Genomic DNA, 17,185 nt, shown 5'->3' with positions numbered 1-17,185 from the left:
AAACTTCAAATCCATCATGTTGGCTCATTGCCAAAGCACCGCTTCAAGACAACAATGACCTCGACGCCGGCGCGCCAGACGCGCACAAAAAGAGCGTTGGAGGAAATGGAGGAGGAAGCCGCTGGCCAAGTCACGGACGCGCTATGCATGCGGCGTTTCGGTGCTCACGACCGACGAATCTGACGCGGATGCGTTCGCCCGGGCGGTGGCAGCGGAAGCAGCGGCCATTGACGCCGGGTTTGCCCTCCTGTTTTTCTCGCAGAGCCTCATAGAGGCCGTCACCCTGTCGGAAGCGCTGAAGACCCACGCGCCGGCGCTCCACTATGCCGGCTGCTCGACAGCCGGTGAGATAACGCCCAAGGGGCTGGAGGAAGGCCAGATCCTGGCTATGCTGCTTCCCTCCGTATCGTTTTCGGCAGCCAGCACCATGATCGAAAATCTGTCCTCATTGGGCATGGACGGGATTACCGGCGAAGTCGAGGCGCTGAGGCGTTCATTACACGAGCGCCTCGGGCACGAGCGGGCCGACACCACTTTCGCGCTCTGCTTGATCGACGGCCTGTCTTATGCCGAAGAAGCGGTGACCTCCGCCATCCATTGGGGGCTCGACGACATCCCACTGATCGGTGGGTCGGCTGGCGATGATTTGAAATTTGAGACAACACGGCTGATCTCGAACGGCAAAGTGACCTCCGACAGCGCCATCATCGTGCTGGTCACCACGGAAATTCCTTTCCACGTGTTCAAGACCGACAATTTCGTTCCCACCGACGAGAAGCTGGTGGTGACGGCATCCGATCCCGACCACCGCATCGTGCGCGAATTCAACGCCACCATTGCCGCCGAGGAATATGCCGCCTCGGTCGGCGTCGTCGCGCAGATGCTGACGCCACTGAGTTTTGCCTCGCACCCGGTGGTGGTGAAAGTCGGCGGCGAATTTTACTGCCGTTCAATCCAGAAGATGCACGCGGACGGCTCGCTGTCGTTCTTCTGCGCCATCGACGATGGTGTCGTGCTTGCCGTCGCCCAGCCTAAGGACATGGTCGAGGCGACCCGCGCCGCGCTCAGCGACGTCAGCGAAAGGCTTGGCGGCATTGACCTGATCCTCGGTTTCGACTGCGTGCTGCGCCGGCTCGACGCGCGCAATCGGCAGGTCTATCGCGAGATTTCGGAACTCTACAAGGTCAACAACGTCCTCGGCTTCGGCACCTATGGCGAACAGTACCGTTCGATGCATCTGAACCAGACCTTCACCGGCATCGCCTTCGGTGAACGCAATCCGGCCGAAGCGGCGGAGTAGGAAATCCGGGATGCCGCTCAGGAACATCGACGACCTGGAAAGGCTGAAGAAGATCAACGCCGCGCTGATCAGCCGCGTCGAGCGTTCCATGGACCAGCAAGGCAATGCCTTTTCGCTGTTCCAGACCGCCATTTCGCTTGAGAGCCGGGTGCGCAGCCGCACCGAAGAGCTGCATTCGACCTTGCGCCGGCTGGAGCAGTCGAACATCGACTTGAACGCAGCCAAGGAAAACGCCGAGCTGGCGAACCTGTCCAAGACCAGGTTCCTGGCGGCCGCCAGCCATGACGTGCTGCAGCCGCTGAACGCCGCGCATCTGTCGGTCTCGGCGCTTGCTGAAGTACAGACCAGCGAGGAAGGCAGAAAGCTGGTCCGCCAGGTCGAGCGATCGCTGGAGACGATGGAGGACCTGCTCCGCACCTTGCTCGACATTTCCAAGCTCGATGCCGGCGTCGTGCAGCCCGACATCACCGATGTCAGCCTGGAGACGCTGTTTTCGTCTCTGCGCTCGGATTTTCAGCCGGTCGCGGAGATGAAGGGGCTGACGCTGAAGTTCCGGCCGGTCGATGCGCTCGTTCGTTCGGACCGAACCTTGCTGCGCCGCATCCTGCAGAACATCCTGTCCAATGCACTGCGCTATACCCGCTCGGGCGGCGTGTTGGTCGGCACCAGGCATCGCGGCGACACGATCCGCATCGACGTCGCCGATACCGGCTGCGGCATCCCCGACGACCAGCGCGAGGCGGTATTCGAGGAATTCCATCGCGGCGTGATCCCGACGGATGCCGGGCTTGCCGCCGGCGGGCTGGGGTTGGGGCTGGCCATCGTGCGCCGCATCGCCGCGGCACTCGGCCATCCCGTCACGTTTTCGTCGAAGGTCGGACATGGCACGATTTTCCATATCGACGTTCCGGTCGGGATCGGCGACACGGCCGATCCAATCGCCAGCACCGTCGACATGGAGCGGCCGCGCGGCTACGGTCTGTTCGGCACAAGGGTGCTGCTGGTCGAGAACGACATCGACGTGCTGCAGGCGATGACCTCCCTGCTCGAGCGCTGGCAATGCCTGGTGCGCCCCGCCACCTCGACCGGTGACGCGCTCGACTTGCTTGGCGATACCGACTGGTTGCCAGATATTGTCATAGCCGACCAGCATCTCGACGGCGGCGACCTCGGCACCACCACAATCGCCGAGGTCCGTGATTGTCTCGGTCGCGCCGTGCCGGCGCTGATCGTCACCGCCGACGGCTCGGAAAGTGTCGCCAAGGCCGCCCGCGCCGCCGGCATCGAGCTGATGCGCAAGCCGCTGAAGCCGGCCCAACTGAGGGCGTTGCTGGCGCATCTGCTGGCTTAGAGAATGGCTAACGCGATCCTCGATTACTTGGGAAAACCGGCGTCATCTCTTTTGACGTCACCGCCTTTTGAATCCTGGAAATTCAAACGAACTGTAGATCATGATCTTCCGGAAATCCGCATAGATTACGTTTCTGCGCGTCACAAATTTTCCTTCATCTGCGATCGCGATGAAAAAATAGACACCATATTCATAGAGGCTGACAATTTGGATCGAGACCTCCTTGATATCCCCTTTTCATCCAGTCGCAACGACGTGCTGAATATCTTTGGCGTGCCCTCAAAAAGCGGCGCGGCACGGAGAGATCCTTTTTTGGGTGAATACGGCCCTTGGGACCGCTTCGACGAGGCGCATCATTCAATACATATCTCATATCACGCTCATGCAAACCGGATAACAAGGGTGACGCTTATGCGCGCCGACGCGGTGCGGTGACTATGCCGGGCATGCCCATGCGCGACTGAGGGGGCCCCGGGAAACCCACAATGACAGTGCAGTTCTACGGCACCTTCGACTTGCCCGTCGGAAGGGAAGACATAACTGACAACCTCCCCGAGGGATCGCCGCCTACTTAGTTTAAAGAATCAATGCCGGCGGCACCCTTCAATTCTCTATTGCGAATATCGAAGCGGAGAAAAGCCAAATGCAGATTTCGATGTTCTTAGAACGTTTATGATCGAGTTTTGTCGAAACAATTTCATAGATGTCGAGCGGATTTTTGAGAGAAAATTTGGCGACGTAATGTGTGTTGGCGTTTCGTCGCGGACTACAGATCAAACCTTATTGGCCTGGTATTTGTCGAATGGAAACGATTTTGCATTCGTGACCTACCTCGCGCAAGGCGAGGAATACGATCTCATCGATGAGGTAGGCGAAACGAGAGAAATCATTTCGTCTATATCATTCGGATAGGGAGCAGCAGATCAAACGCCTTTGAGACATTCACCTGATCGCAGCGCCTTGCTGCTTCGTTTGCAGGGGCATCGGCACCGACCCCTCAAAACCCCGCCGGATCGCGAAACAGCTCGGCATTGTCGAGCTTTGAGACCTCGATCACCGCCTGTGTGCGGCTGTAGACGTTGAGCTTGCGCAGGATTTCCGAGACATGCGCCTTGACGGTGGTCTCGCCGACCTGCAGCTCGTAGGCAATCTGCTTGTTGAGCAGGCCCTGGCGCAGCATCTGCAGCACCTTGAGCTGCTGCGGCGTCAGCGTGGCCAGGCGCTGCACCATCTCGGCGCGGTCGGTGCTGTCGGCGTCGCGCGGCCGGCCTTCATAAGTCTCGGGAACATAGATCGCGCCTTCCATCACCGAGCGGATGGCGGCCGCAAGGTCGCTCTTGCGCGCCGATTTCGGGATGAAGCCGGCCGCACCGTAGGACAGCGCCTCGGAAATGATCTTCGGTTCCTCATAGCCGGAGACGATGACCACCGGCAGGCGCGGATAACGCGTCCTGAGCTGCAGCAGCCCGTCAAACCCATGCACGTCGGGCATACTGAGATCGAGCAGCGCCAGGTCGAACGGCTTGGCATCCGTCAGAAGCTCGAGCGCCTCGGCAATCGAGCGTGCCTCGACCGTGTCGACTTCCGGATAGGCCATCTGCACGGCGCTGTGCAGTGCCTCGCGAAACAGCGGATGGTCGTCAATGATCAGGAACCTGGCGCGATCGGTCATCAGCTTCATTTCGGTTTGGTCTGGCCTAGAATAGTCCTGCAACCATGGCCAGCTTATTGGCAAATAGTACATTGCCATCTTGGCCGGCTAAAGCAGAATGTGCCCATGATTTCCGCGGCGCCACGCGGCAGATGTGGCCGTTCTGAAATGCAATGCCTTGCCCGGTGGCCCAAATCGGCCGAATGTGCCGGCGACAGATCCATTGAAACAGAGACAGGTCGTGACCGACTTCCGGCTTCGCGTGACAGCCAGTGACCGCCGGCTTTCGCACTGTTGCCGGCCGCCACACGACGCTTCCCCGACGCCCGCCTTATTCGCGGCCGCGCCGATGGTATCGGCTGGTCTGGGGTCGCGCTGGTATACGGGCTGGTTCCTGGACAAAACGCAGTAAGCTGATGGTGCCGCCGTTCACGCCAGGCGCTCGATAATCGTGCTGGTAAGGAGCACCACCTTGCCGCCATCGCGCTTTGGGCGCGACTTTGCCCGCGATATCCAAGCTAGTCGACGATCTGGGCCGCGCCAAGCCAGAACCAACTGATCGCAGTCGCTGATCTTGAAGAGCCATACGATCCGGTTGGACCAATTTCAGCGTATTCCCGTTGAGCCCAGCGCCCCCCGAGGCTGACAGCACGTCAGCAATGACTTACGAAGCGTGTCCGTCTACGCGCTCGCCTGCGTTCGTTCCAACGCCTGGGACCGGGCGATTTCGTCCGGCCCCAAAGATAGTGTCTGATCAGTCGTTAGGCCGGCAACGCGCCGGATCTCTTGGCCGTCCAGGTGGCGATATAGTCCATCAGTCCTGGATTGAGGCAATCATAAGGTTCGAGCCCGATCGACTTCAGCTGTGACCTTATGCCGTCCATGCGGCTCGGATCGACACCGGACTCGATGATCGACGAGACAAAGGCGGTGAAGCCCGGCGGCGCCCAGCCGTCTTCCTGGAAGCGCTCGGGATGGATGAAGGACAGCCCCTTGAACGCGTGGTCGCGCTCGACCGGGCCGTGCATGTGGACGCCGCAGCCGGTGCAGGCATGGCGCAGGATCAGCGCGCCCGGATCGACGATCTTCAGCTTGTCGCCGTTTTCGGTCACCGTCACGTCGTTTGTACCGGCAACCGCCACGACCGAGAACAGCGCGCCTTCCGGCTTCCAGCATTTGGTGCAGCCGCAGGCATGGTTGTGAGCGATCTGGCCCTTGACCTTCACCTTGACCGGGTTGCTGGTGCAGGCGCAGACCAGCGTGCCGCCGGCAAAGTCGGCCTTTTCCCGTGGCAGTCCATTGTCGATTTTAGGATGCAGTTTTTCCGGCATTTTTGTCTCCTCCCTGGTTGAACATCTGCATTTTTCGGCCGTTGGCTGGTTAGCCGACGGCTTTCTCCTCGTCAGTAAACCACCACGCTCCTGATCGACTTGCCTTCATGCATCAGGTCAAAGCCCTTGTTGATGTCCTCGAGCTTCAGCGTGTGGGTGATCATCGGATCGATCTCGATCTTGCCGGCCATGTACCAGTCGACGATCTTCGGCACGTCGGTGCGGCCGCGCGCGCCGCCAAAGGCGGTGCCCATCCAGGTGCGGCCGGTGACCAGCTGGAACGGCCGCGTCGAGATCTCCTGGCCCGCGCCGGCAACGCCGATGATGACCGACTTGCCCCAGCCGCGATGCGAGGCTTCCAGCGCCTGCCGCATGACTTTGGTGTTGCCGGTGCAGTCGAACGTGTAGTCGGCGCCGCCGATCTGGTCGGCGCCGCGCTTGGTCATGTTGACGAGATGGGCCACGACATCGCCGTCGATCTCCTTCGGATTGACGAAATGCGTCATGCCGAATTTCTCGCCCCATTCCTTCTTGTCGTTGTTCAGGTCGACGCCGATGATCATGTCGGCGCCGGCAAGGCGCAGGCCTTGGATGACGTTGAGGCCGATGCCGCCGAGGCCGAACACGACCGCCGTCGCGCCTTGCTCGACCTTGGCCGTGTTGATGACAGCGCCGATGCCGGTGGTGACGCCGCAGCCGATGTAGCAGATCTTGTCGAACGGGGCGTCGGTATTGACCTTGGCCACCGCGATCTCGGGCAGCACGGTGAAGTTGGAAAAGGTCGAGCAGCCCATGTAGTGGAACAGCTTGTCCTTGCCGATCGAGAAGCGCGAGGTGCCGTCCGGCATCAAGCCCTGTCCCTGCGTGGCGCGGATGGCGGTGCACAGATTGGTCTTGCGCGACAGGCAGGACGGGCACTGCCGGCATTCCGGCGTGTAGAGCGGGATGACATGGTCGCCCTTCCTGACCGAGGTGACGCCCTTGCCGACGTCGACGACGATGCCGGCGCCCTCATGGCCGAGGATCGCCGGAAACAGGCCTTCCGGGTCGGCGCCCGACAGCGTGAACTCGTCGGTGTGGCAGATGCCGGTTGCCTTGATCTCGACCAGCACCTCGCCATCGCGGGGACCTTCGAGGTCGACCTCCATGATCTGCAGCGGCTTTCCGGCGGCAACGGCGACAGCGGCGCGCGTTTTCATCAGGCAATCCTCCCATGACGACCCATAGAGTTTCTCATTCCGCCATTGCTGCGGATGAGACCGCAATACGCTCATTCATCGCCGTATCCCCGCGAAAAGGAATAGGACTAAAGCAGACACGTAAGTCCACTTGCGGGGCTTTGATAAATCTTGTGGCGTCCGCTAAGCTCATTGTGGGCACCTTGAATTCGCGCTGGTCCGGGAACAATCGGACTTTAGTGCAAGAATGGGCAGTTTTATCGATGACGAGCGCGGTGCCAGGCACTCTCGCGGCCTTTTTGTGCTTTTTTTTCCAGACCGCCAACGTTACAGGCGTGATGGCCCAGGAAGTGACGGGCAAGCAACCGGTCGCAGCCGACAGGCCGGAAAGAAAGATAACCGAAATCAGAATAGGTTATTTGCGGGCCTACGCGCCGCAACTGGCGCTTTCCCTGCTGGACCTGCCGCCACGCGACGAAGGTGTCGCCGGCGCCAATGTGGCGATCGGCGACAACAACACGACAGGAAAGTTCCTCAGCCAGAAATTCAGCCTCGACATAGCCGAGGTCAAGCCGGACGCCGACGCGGTTCAGGCGTTCAACGATCTGATTGCCAAAGGTGACCGCTATGTTGTCGCTGACCTCTCGGCCAGGCAATTGCTGTCGATCGCCGACATCGCCCGCGACAAGGGCGTTCTGGTCTTCAATGTCGGTGCCACAGACGACAGCCTGCGCGAGGAAGACTGCCGCATAAACATCTTCCATGTGGCGCCGACACGAAGCATGCTGGCTGACGCGCTGGCGCAGTATCTCGTGGTAAAGAAATGGCCGAATTGGGTGCTGCTCTATGGTTCGCATGAGCGGGATCATCTCTATGCGGCCGCGTTGCGCCGCGCGGCGGCTCGCTTCGGCGGTCAGATCGTCGCCGAGAAGGAGTTCAAAGACACTGGCACGGCGCGCCGCACCGACACCGGCGCCACGCAGATACAGCAGCAGATTTCCGTGTTCACGCAGGATCTGCCGGAGCATGATGTGGTGCTTGTCGCCGATGAGAGCGAGGTGTTCGGAACCTATGTGCCCTACCGCACCTGGACACCGCGGCTGGTCGCTGGCACGGCCGGTCTTGTCGCATCGTCCTGGCATCCCGCGAGCGAGCAATGGGGTGGCATTCAAATGCAAAGCCGTTTCCTGAGGACGACCGGCCGGCGAATGCTGTCCAAGGATATGTCGGCCTGGACGGCGGTGCGGGCGGTGGGCGAAGCCAGCACACGGACCAATGGCGACGATCCGAAGAAGATCAGCGACTACATCCGCTCGGACGATTTCTCGGTCGCCGCCTTCAAGGGACAGAAGCTGACCTTCCGCAAGTGGAACCATCAGCTTCGCCAGCCAATCCTGCTCGGCGACACCAAATCCGTGGTCTCGACATCGCCACAGGAGGGTTATCTCCACCAGATCTCCGAGCTCGATACGCTCGGCGTCGATCAGCCGGAAACGAAATGCGTCCTTAAGTAGAACCAATCGGGAGGAATTTTCGTGCAGAGACGAGCTTGCGCACTCGCCATTCTCGGCTTCATGGCCAATCCGGCGTGGGCTTACACCGTGTATGTCTCCAACGAGAAAGACAATACGATAACGGTCGTCGACACGGCGACCATGCAAGTGGTGAAGACCGTCGAAGTCGGCCAGAGGCCGCGCGGTATCACCATCTCGCATGACGGCAAGTTCATCTATTTGTGCGCCAGCGATGACGATACGATCGAAATCATCGATACCGCGACGCTGCAGATCGTTGGCACGCTGCCATCAGGCCCCGATCCCGAACTGTTCGTGCTTTCGCCCGACGGCAAGACGCTCTACGTCGCCAACGAGGACGACAATCTCGTCACCGCGATCAACGTGGAGAGCAAGCAGGTCATGACCGAGATTCCCGTCGGGGTGGAGCCTGAGGGCATGGCCGTCAGTCCCGATGGCAAAACCATGGTCAACACCTCCGAAACCACCAGCATGGCGCATTTCATCGACACCGACAGCCATGAGGTGACCGACAACGTCCTGGTCGACACGCGTCCGCGCTTTGCGCAATTCAAGCCCGACGGATCCCAGATCTGGGTCAGTGCCGAAATCGGCGGCACCGTGAGCGTCATCGACAGTCTCAAACGCGAGGTGGTGAAGAAGATCCAGTTCGCGATTGCGGGACTGCGGCCCGAAACCATCCAGCCGGTCGGCATCGCAATCAGCGCGGACGGCAAGAAAGCCTATGTCGCGCTCGGCCCAGCGAACCACGTCGCCGTCATCAACACCGAAACCTACGAGGTGGAAAAATACATCCTGGTCGGCCAGCGCGTCTGGCATCTCGACTTCACCCCCGATCAGAGGACGCTGATCACCACCAACGGCAATTCCAACGACATCACCTTCATCGACACGGCGACGGACGAGCCGGTTCAATCGGTTACGGTGGGCCAGCAGCCTTGGGGCGTGGCCATATCGCCCCACTAGACCGCAGCAATGATCAGGGAGACCGACGTGATGAATATTTGCCGCAGGGATGTTGCAAGTGCACTAGATAACCAGCGCGCCCCGAAGGAGCCAGCGGCATGCAGCATGTGAGGACAAGCGGAGCTGGAGATGAGCTGGCAGCGCTCGATGTTGCCGGCATCAGCCATTCCTATGGTCCGAAGCGAGCGCTCCAGGACGTCTCATTCTCGATCGCGCCGGGAACCTTCACCGTTCTGCTCGGCCTCAATGGGGCCGGCAAGACAACTTTGTTCTCACTGATCAGCCATCTTTACGGCACCCGCCGCGGATCGATCCGCATCTTCGGCCATGACGTCAGCCGCGCTTCGGGCGAAGCGCTCAGGCGTGTCGGCATCGTATTCCAGGCACGCACACTCGACCTCGACCTCAGCGTCCACCAGAACCTCTCCTACCACGCCTCGCTGCATGGCATTGGCGGCCACCAAGCCCGGCAGCGCATTGCCGCGCTGCTCGATACAGTCAACATGCAGGGCCGTCAGCATGACAAGGCACGCAGTCTTTCCGGCGGCCAAATGCGGCGCATCGAGATCGCGCGGGCGCTGCTCCACCGCCCTTCCCTGCTGCTGCTCGACGAGGCGACGGTCGGTCTCGACATCCAGTCGCGTGCGGGCATTCTGGCCACCATCCGCAAACTCGTCGAAACCGAGGGCATCGGTGTGCTGTGGGCGACGCATCTGATCGATGAGGTCGAAGACGGCGACCATGTCGTCGTGCTGCGGCAGGGCGACCTGGTTGCCAAGGGTAAGGTGGCCGATGTCGTTGCGACGAGCGGTGCCAGTTCGATCCGCGACGCCTTTTCCAGGCTCAACCGCATCGAAACAAGCGGCATCGCGGAGATGTCGCCATGAGCGCTCCCGCAATGCCCGCAAAAGTCGCAGCCCTCACGCCGGTGAAGTTCGAACAGTTTGGGCTCCACCACTACCTCGTTTGCCTCAAAGGGATCGTCGTGCGGGAGTGCCTGCGCTTCCTGCATCAGCGCGAGCGCTTTATATCCTCGCTGGTTCGGCCGCTCGTCTGGCTGTTCATTTTTGCCGCCGGATTCCGGCAGGTGCTCGGCGTATCGATCATCCCGCCCTACAAGACCTACGTGCTCTACGAGGTCTACATCACGCCGGGCCTGTGCGGCATGATTCTGCTGTTTTCGGGCATGCAGTCTTCGCTGTCGATGGTCTATGATCGCGAAATGGGCAACATGCGCACCCTGCTGGTCAGCCCCTTCCCGCGATGGTTTTTACTGATCTCGAAGATGCTCGCCGGTGTCGCCGTGTCAATCGCGCAGGTTTACGCGTTCCTGATCGTTGCCTGGTTCTGGGGCGTGAAGGCGCCGCCGCTTGGCTATCTCACCGTGCTGCCGGCGCTGTTCCTGTCAGGCATGATGCTGTGCGCGCTCGGCATGCTTCTGTCCTCAATGATCAAGCAGCTCGAAAACTTCGCTGGCATCATGAACTTCGTCATCTTTCCCGGCTATTTCGCTTCTCCGGCACTCTATCCCTTGTGGCGTATCCAGGAGGCTAGCCCCCTGCTCTACAAAATCTGCCTCGCCAATCCATTTACTTATGCCGTCGAACTGATCCGCTTCGCCTTCTACGGCCAGGTTGACTGGCTGTCGCTGGGCGTCGTTGCCGGCTGCACGCTGCTGTTCCTTGCCGCCGCCATCATCGCCTACGACCCTTCGCGCGGCCTGATGACCCGCAAACAGGACACGGGAGGAAATGCCTGATGGCGCGAATGATCCATGTTCGCAGTCTGGCTCTGGTCGCCATGCTCGCGCCAGGCGTCAACGCCATGGCAGCCAACCCCGATCCGGACTGGCCCTGCATGCAGCGCAAGGTGCCGCAACTCTCGCTCGGCCAGATCTGGAGCGGACCGGACCTTCCTTCAGCCGCGAAGGACTGGTCGAAGGACCCCACCATCTCCGCCCTGATCGAGGAAGTGTCGGCTCGCCGGATGCCGATTGCGGAAGCTCAAAAGAAGATCAGGGATTTCGCGGCCTCCTTGCCGGCCGAGCAACGTGCACCCAAAATGGCGATGATGGTGCAAGGCATGTTCGACCACCTGGACGCCGAGCGTTCGCAGGTGATCTCCGGTATTTCCCGCTACGCCCACAAGCAGCTCGAAATGGCCGCCGCGTTGCGCAAGGAAGCGTCCGAGGTCGATGCATTGCGGGCAAAGCCGGATGCAGATCCCGAAGAGATCGATCGGCGAACCGAACAGCTGACATTCGCAACGCGAATTTTCAATGAACGCGTCCAATCACTGACCTACGTCTGTGAAGTGCCGACGATAATCGAGCAGCGGCTTTATCAATTGTCCAAGGCCGTCTCGGAAACGCTCGCCGCGAAGAAATAGAACCTCATTCGATCCTCGCGGCGGATATCACGATCCACGGCCGGGCAGCACGCGCCAGCGCTGAACGAAATAACCGGGATGCGTCTCGATCCACTGGGCGACCAGCGATTGCGCCTGCATGAAGGCGGTCCCGGGATTCATCGCCAGGCCGTCCACCATCTGTTCGCGTTGTTCACAGGTCTGCGGCACAGCCGTCAGACAGACCATCATAACGAGCGTGTAAAGCATTACCCCTTGTCCCCATCGATCCCGAACCCCATGCCCGGGAGGTTTCCGTGATTCTGACCAGTCTGCAGGGGTCGCACATACAGATCGCTTACGGGTGTGAAAGGACGTGGCCCCCGCTCTTTCGCGCCGCAACATAACATGGCGCTAATCTAACGCCAACGACCGCAGGGCGTTCTGCAGAGCAATCGCGTCAGGTTGCGCCGCGCCAATGTGGTGCCGACGTTTCCAGCGTCGATGATTCCGATCTTCACGGGTGTTCGTCGATGTCATCAAACCGGGAGCCCGAGTTGCTTTCGCAGGCTCTTGTCAAATGCGGATGCGGGGACGAAACGACGCAGGAAACTGACCTGGCGCGCCATTTTTCCAGCCGCATAGCGCCCCTTCGGAGCGGGATCGGTCGCAGCCACCAAAACGGTCCTGGCCACCACTTCCGGCGCATCGCCTTTTTCCATCGCTTTCCGCACAGCTGCATTCATGCCGGCGCGCGCAGAGTCATAGATATCGAGCAACTGATCCGGCCTGGCGAGATTTTCTTCAAATGAGGTGCGGGTATAGGCGGGCTCCACCAGCACGACGCGAATTCCGAAAGGACGCAGTTCGTGGTCGAGCGATTCGGAGTAGCCCTCAACGGCATGCTTGGTCGACGAATAAAGCGCGAAATAGGGAGCTGGAATGAACCCCTGCACCGAGCTCAAATTGACGATTCTGCCCTTGCCTTGGCGGCGCATTGTCGGCAACACCGCTTTGGTTACTCGCATAACGCCAAAGACGTTCACGTCAAACAACGACTTGGCCTGGGCCATCGAGGACTCCTCCGCGCCACCAAGCAGGCCAATGCCGGCATTATTGACAAGCAGGTCGATGCGCCCGGTCTCGGCCAGCACGCCCTGGACAAGTTTCGCCACGGACGTGTCATCGGTCACGTCACAGGCCAGCATGGTAATGCCATCGGATCGGTCGACGACCGCGCGACGGCTGGTTCCGAACACGCGAAAGCCCGCGTTCTGCAGGGCTTTGGCCGTTGTGTGCCCGATACCGCTGGATGCCCCCGTCACCAGGTCGACGCCTAGATTGGTCTTGTTCATGGAGGTCACTTCTTTCTTCGTTTTGGATTGGCGTGGGAGAAGCACGACAGGTCGGAGCGAAAGGCGTCAATCATGAGCGCCTCCGGTACTCGCGCCGGCCAGATCATCCGTCCAGCGCCGGAACAGCGCGCTGGCATTAACGCCTCCGAAGCCGAAGCCATTGGAGATTGCATAGCCCATCGCCATCGGCCGGGCCCGGTTTGCGACGAAGTCGATCCCGTCGCCGGCCGGATCGGGAGCGCTCAGATTGAGGGTCGGCGGTGCCATCTGATCCCTGAGCGCCAGGATTGCGAAGATTGCTCCGAGCCCGCCGGCGGCTCCGAGCAGGTGTCCGGTCGCCGATTTCGTTGCACTGACAGCTATCGCGAAATCGCGCCCGAACACGCTCTTGATCGCTTCGATCTCACCCAGGTCGCCCACCGGCGTGGAGGTCGCATGGGCATTGAGATGACGAACCTCGCGTGGCGAAATCCCTGCTTGGGCGATTGCGATCTCCATGGCCCGGCGCGCACCGTCGCCGTCCTCTGGACCGGAGGTGACGTGATGAGCATCCGCCGTCGTGCCGTAGCCGACAAGCTCGGCCAGCGGTCTTGCGCCGCGCGCCAGCGCGTGGCTCAATTCCTCGATGACCAGCATGCCGGCTCCTTCGCCCATGACGAAGCCGTCCCGCGACTTGTCGAACGGTCGGGAGGCCTCATCAGGACGATGATTAAAGGACGTCGAAAGAGAGCGTGCCGCGGCAAACCCACCGAGGCTGACAAGATTCATGCATGCTTCCGTCCCGCCGCACACGGCAATATCGGCCTCGTCGGCGCGGATCAGGCGAGCCGCATCGCCGATCGCCTGAATGCCGGCCGCGCACGCCGTCACGGGTGCACCGAGCGGACCTTTGAAGCCATAGCGGATCGAGACGTGGCCTGCCGCGAGGTTCACCAGGAAGGACGGCACCGTAAAAGGTGATAGACGGCGGACGCCGCGGCGGTCGACCGTGCGCACCGCCTCGGTTATGGCCGGGAACCCGCCGACGCCCGAGGCGATGATCGTGGCCGTGCGCAAGCGATCCGCTTCCGAGACGGGGACCCATCTTGCTTGGGCGAGCGCTTCTCGTGCCGCGGCCAGCGCAAAGAGAATGAACCGGTCTACCTTGCGCTGATCCTTCGGCGGAAGGATGGCTTCCGGATCGAAACCAGCGTCCGGATCTTCTTCTGTGGAGGGCACCACCCCGCCGACCTTCGCCGGCAGGTCGCATACTACATCATCCGCAAGCCTCCGGATGCCTGAGCGGCCGGCCAGGAGACGCGACCAGGACGCTTCGACATCGGCAGCAAGGGGCGTGACCGCTCCCATGCCTGTGACAACAATCCGTCGCATCTATTTTCCTATCAATTTGGGTGCGCCGCCAGCGCTGCGCACGCCGTTCAAGCGCTGGCTGCTTCGCGAACCTGTTCTGTCGCCGCATCCAGAAATGCCTGCGCGAGGTCGGGGTCGTTGACGACGCGCGAAAGGAGCACCGCACCGACCATTGTCGAGAGAATGGCCATGGCCTTGTCGCCGGGCCGCTCGCCGTCGGCCTCGCCAACCCAACTACCAAACATCTCAAGATATTCCCTGATCCCGGCTTCGAACGAAGCTCTCACGTCCACGCCCTGTCTGGCGGCATCCGAACCGAGCGCCACGATCGGGCAGCCGTCCATCCTTTCTTCGCGATGGTCCATGCTGAGGTAGAACGCGATCACCGCGCCAAGCGGATCGTCGGGTTTTGCCGTAGTCGCGGCCGACCATCGGTGGGTGGCGCTCTCCATCGCCCGTTTGGACGCCTGCGCCGCCAGGTCCTCCTTTGACGCGAACTGCTTGTAAAAAGCGCCTTGGGTCAGCCCGGCACCCTTCATCAGATCCTTAAGGCCGATGCCGTCAAAACCGCGCTCCCGAAAAAGGCGGCTTGCCACATTGATAACGGTTTCACGGTTTTCCGCAGCCTGAATGCGACTTACGCGCATCGGTAATCTCCCTTTTAGCGTGTGTTCGTAATCTATATCTTATATAGAGGGCGAACGCAATCTATCAAGAGAAGATGAGAGATGATCCGCAGAAACCCGACCGCTCCGCTCTTGGCCGCACTGAGATGGGCATGAAAACGAGACCCGCGTTGTGCTGGCGGGCGTCCTGCTCGGTGGTCTTCCCGACAGCGCCACGGATCCGACCAGCGGACAGAAAACCACTAAGGTTTCACCGGATCAAGATGTCAGAATCGAACCGGTAGAACGCGATCACCGCGCCAAGCGGATCCTCGGATTTTGCCGCGGTAGCGGCCGACCATCGGTGGTTGGCACTCTCCTTCGCCCGCTTGGACGCCTGTGCCACCAAGTCCTCCTTTGATGCGATGCTTGTAAAAGGCGCCTTGGGTCAGCCCGGCACCCTTCATCCGATCCTTGAGGCCGATGCCGTCAAAGCCACGCTCCCGCAAAAGGCGGCTTGCCACGTTGATTGCGGTTTCGCGGTTTTCCGCGGCCTGTATGCGACTCACACGCATCGTCGACCTCTTTTTTTAGATTGTATTCGTAATCTATCTGCTATATAGATGGCGAATGCAATCTAAAAAGGAGACACGAAATGATCCGCAAGATCCTGAGCGCTTCGCTCCTGACCGCGCTGTTTCTGGCGACCCCAGCGTTTGCCGAGGAAGCTACCGTCGGACGCCCAATCGAAGCCGGCAGCCTGCACAACGGACGCCTCGACATGGTGGTCTATTACGTCCCAATCGACGGCGACCTCCTGGAGGTCACCGCCACCTTCGCGCCCAAGGGCGGAGGCGATCCGCTGCGCGTCGTCATGGGCCTCGCCGACCGCGACTCCGTTGCCTTCTCCATGCCGGGCTACCGGGGCTCTCTCTACGCGTTCTCGAGGTCCGGCGAGGAGGTGACAGTCGCGACTGGGACCGACAAGCATCCGCGCGCCGACGCGCTACCGGACTGACTCGCCGCGCAGGTCGCAGCCGGCCGCTGCCGGTCGACGCAGGACACAGCATAGAGAATGAGCGCAATCTATTTCGGCATGAGGCGATGGGCATGAAAAAGCGACTTGTCATTGGGCTGGGCAGCGTCCTGGCCGCGGGGTTAGGGGTGGCCGCATTCGTCACGCTGCCCATTCGCACGCAGGCAACCGCAGTGGCGGATCCGAGGCAGGAAGCGCCGATCGTCAGATTGGTGACGGCGGCGCCAGTGGCTGGATCCGAACGCGGTTTCACGGGCACGATTGCCGCGCGGGTGCAGAGCAATCTTGGTTTTCGCGTACCCGGCAAGATCATCGAGCGCCTGGTGAACGTCGGTGAACGGGTCAAGGCGGGCCAACCGCTTCTGCGGATCGACGACACCGATCTGGCTCTCGCGCTCACCGCCAAGCGCAATGCGGTCGCCGCGGCACGCGCTGTGCTGGTTCAGGCGAGCGCGGACGAAAAGCGCTATGCCGTTCTGGTCAAGAAGGAATTGGCAGCAACTCCGCAGCGCTACGAGCAGGCGAAGGCCGCGTTGGACACCGCGACCGCACAACTCGCCGCCGCCGAAGCGGAAGCGAAAGTCGCGGAAAACGAAGCGGCCTATTCCGTCCTGGTGGCGGACGCGGATGGAACTGTGGTCGAAACCATCGGCGAGCCGGGACAGGTCGTCTCCGCCGGTCAGACAGTGGTTCGGATCGCCCAGGCCGGCCCTCGTGAAGCGGTGGTCGCGCTTCCCGAAACGATCCGGCCGGCGATCGGCTCTGTGGCCGAGGCCGCCGTTTATGCAGCCGATGGGCGCCATACGGCGCATCTGCGGCAGTTGTCGGATGCCGCCGATCCCCAGACCCGTACCTATGAGGCCCGCTATGTGCTCGACGGGGAGGCCGCGGCAGCACCGCTTGGCGCGACCGTGACTATCCGGATCACAAGCCAGGCGAGCCAGCCGGAGGTCCAGGTGCCGCTCGGAGCCGTGCTCGATGATGGCGGCAAGACAGGCGTTTGGGCCCTGGATCGCGCCACCTCGACCGTACACTTCCGACCTGTCGGCCTTGTTCGTGTGACAAGCGAAAGCGCCGTGGTCTCCGGGCTGAACATGGGAGATCCGGTCGTTTCGCTCGGCGCTCATCTTCTGCAGGAGGGCGCTCGCGTCAGGTCTGCTTCCGAAAGCGGGAGCAACTGA

At 61.2% G+C, this 17,185-nt stretch carries 17 protein-coding genes and 1 pseudogene; 10 read left to right on the top strand and 8 right to left on the bottom strand.

The genetic code is table 11. The features are described 5' to 3' along the window. The first annotated feature begins 160 nt into the window (after positions 1–160). From NKH33_RS21170 to NKH33_RS21160, 3 genes are read left to right on the top strand one after another with little or no spacing between them, the layout of a single operon-like run. Positions 161–1,300, top strand: coding sequence for an FIST N-terminal domain-containing protein (locus NKH33_RS21170; protein ID WP_352921289.1), 1,140 nt, complete (start codon positions 161–163; stop codon positions 1,298–1,300). 10 nt (positions 1,301–1,310) lie between these two features. Continuing rightward, positions 1,311–2,651: an ATP-binding response regulator gene (locus tag NKH33_RS21165; RefSeq protein ID WP_352850653.1), complete on the top strand. Its 1,341-nt coding sequence runs from the start codon at positions 1,311–1,313 to the stop codon at positions 2,649–2,651. 3 nt (positions 2,652–2,654) lie between these two features. Then, the gene (locus NKH33_RS21160; protein WP_352503405.1) at positions 2,655–3,086 is read left to right on the top strand and encodes a DUF6392 family protein; all 432 of its coding nucleotides are present in this window, start codon (positions 2,655–2,657) and stop codon (positions 3,084–3,086) included. 562 nt (positions 3,087–3,648) lie between these two features. Here NKH33_RS21160 and NKH33_RS21155 read toward each other — a convergent pair. From NKH33_RS21155 to NKH33_RS21145, 3 genes are all read right to left on the bottom strand, one after another. After that, a complete protein-coding gene (locus tag NKH33_RS21155; protein ID WP_023679211.1) occupies positions 3,649–4,332 on the bottom strand; it encodes a response regulator in 684 nt (227 codons plus the stop codon). Between the two features lie 731 nt (positions 4,333–5,063). After that, the gene (gene gfa, locus NKH33_RS21150; RefSeq protein ID WP_352697755.1) at positions 5,064–5,633 is read right to left on the bottom strand and encodes an S-(hydroxymethyl)glutathione synthase; all 570 of its coding nucleotides are present in this window, start codon (positions 5,631–5,633) and stop codon (positions 5,064–5,066) included. Positions 5,634–5,704: 71 nt separating this feature from the next. Continuing rightward, positions 5,705–6,832, bottom strand: a complete 1,128-nt coding sequence (locus tag NKH33_RS21145) for an S-(hydroxymethyl)glutathione dehydrogenase/class III alcohol dehydrogenase (RefSeq protein ID WP_352921286.1) — start codon at positions 6,830–6,832, stop codon at positions 5,705–5,707. A 317-nt stretch (positions 6,833–7,149) separates the two neighbouring features. On the opposite strand from NKH33_RS21145, the gene NKH33_RS21140 reads away from it, so the two are divergent. The 5 genes from NKH33_RS21140 to NKH33_RS21120 all read left to right on the top strand — a co-directional run bounded on the left by NKH33_RS21140 (position 7,150) and on the right by NKH33_RS21120 (position 11,700). Continuing rightward, the gene (locus tag NKH33_RS21140; RefSeq protein WP_352921342.1) at positions 7,150–8,325 is read left to right on the top strand and encodes a lanthanide ABC transporter ABC transporter substrate-binding protein PedA1; all 1,176 of its coding nucleotides are present in this window, start codon (positions 7,150–7,152) and stop codon (positions 8,323–8,325) included. Between the two features lie 21 nt (positions 8,326–8,346). Then, a complete protein-coding gene (locus NKH33_RS21135) occupies positions 8,347–9,312 on the top strand; it encodes a YVTN family beta-propeller repeat protein (RefSeq protein WP_352921284.1) in 966 nt (321 codons plus the stop codon). Positions 9,313–9,410: 98 nt separating this feature from the next. Further along, a complete protein-coding gene (locus NKH33_RS21130) occupies positions 9,411–10,199 on the top strand; it encodes a lanthanide ABC transporter ATP-binding protein PedB/LutE (protein WP_352921282.1) in 789 nt (262 codons plus the stop codon). 11 nt (positions 10,200–10,210) lie between these two features. Next, positions 10,211–11,071, top strand: a complete 861-nt coding sequence (locus NKH33_RS21125; protein ID WP_352458846.1) for a lanthanide ABC transporter permease protein PedC — start codon at positions 10,211–10,213, stop codon at positions 11,069–11,071. Further along, a complete protein-coding gene (locus NKH33_RS21120) occupies positions 11,071–11,700 on the top strand; it encodes a hypothetical protein (RefSeq protein WP_352874824.1) in 630 nt (209 codons plus the stop codon). Before NKH33_RS21125 ends, NKH33_RS21120 begins: the two co-directional genes overlap by 1 nt. Positions 11,701–11,727: 27 nt before the next feature. On the opposite strand, the gene NKH33_RS21115 is transcribed toward NKH33_RS21120, so the two are convergent. The 5 genes and pseudogenes from NKH33_RS21115 to NKH33_RS21095 form a co-directional block, all read right to left on the bottom strand. Continuing rightward, the gene (locus tag NKH33_RS21115) at positions 11,728–11,928 is read right to left on the bottom strand and encodes a hypothetical protein (RefSeq protein WP_352474601.1); all 201 of its coding nucleotides are present in this window, start codon (positions 11,926–11,928) and stop codon (positions 11,728–11,730) included. 269 nt (positions 11,929–12,197) lie between these two features. Beyond that, complete coding sequence (locus NKH33_RS21110; RefSeq protein WP_352921280.1) at positions 12,198–13,013, bottom strand: oxidoreductase; 816 nt, start codon at positions 13,011–13,013, stop codon at positions 12,198–12,200. Positions 13,014–13,079: 66 nt separating this feature from the next. After that, positions 13,080–14,384 (bottom strand): beta-ketoacyl-ACP synthase II, encoded by a 1,305-nt coding sequence (gene fabF / locus NKH33_RS21105; RefSeq protein ID WP_352921279.1) that lies wholly within the window; start codon positions 14,382–14,384, stop codon positions 13,080–13,082. A 47-nt stretch (positions 14,385–14,431) separates the two neighbouring features. Further along, positions 14,432–15,010 (bottom strand): TetR/AcrR family transcriptional regulator, encoded by a 579-nt coding sequence (locus NKH33_RS21100; protein WP_352820660.1) that lies wholly within the window; start codon positions 15,008–15,010, stop codon positions 14,432–14,434. A gap of 259 nt (positions 15,011–15,269) precedes the next feature. Beyond that, positions 15,270–15,543: pseudogene (locus NKH33_RS21095) on the bottom strand (TetR/AcrR family transcriptional regulator); the annotation flags it as partial. An 80-nt stretch (positions 15,544–15,623) separates the two neighbouring features. Here NKH33_RS21095 and NKH33_RS21090 point away from each other — a divergent pair. Next, complete coding sequence (locus NKH33_RS21090; protein WP_352503292.1) at positions 15,624–15,986, top strand: hypothetical protein; 363 nt, start codon at positions 15,624–15,626, stop codon at positions 15,984–15,986. A 92-nt stretch (positions 15,987–16,078) separates the two neighbouring features. Next, positions 16,079–17,185 (top strand): efflux RND transporter periplasmic adaptor subunit, encoded by a 1,107-nt coding sequence (locus tag NKH33_RS21085; RefSeq protein WP_352779693.1) that lies wholly within the window; start codon positions 16,079–16,081, stop codon positions 17,183–17,185.

The sequence above is a fragment of the Mesorhizobium sp. M1182 genome (assembly GCF_040318335.1).
Classification (GTDB): Bacteria; Pseudomonadota; Alphaproteobacteria; order Rhizobiales; family Rhizobiaceae; genus Mesorhizobium.
This window is presented reverse-complemented; position numbering and strand designations above follow the sequence as displayed.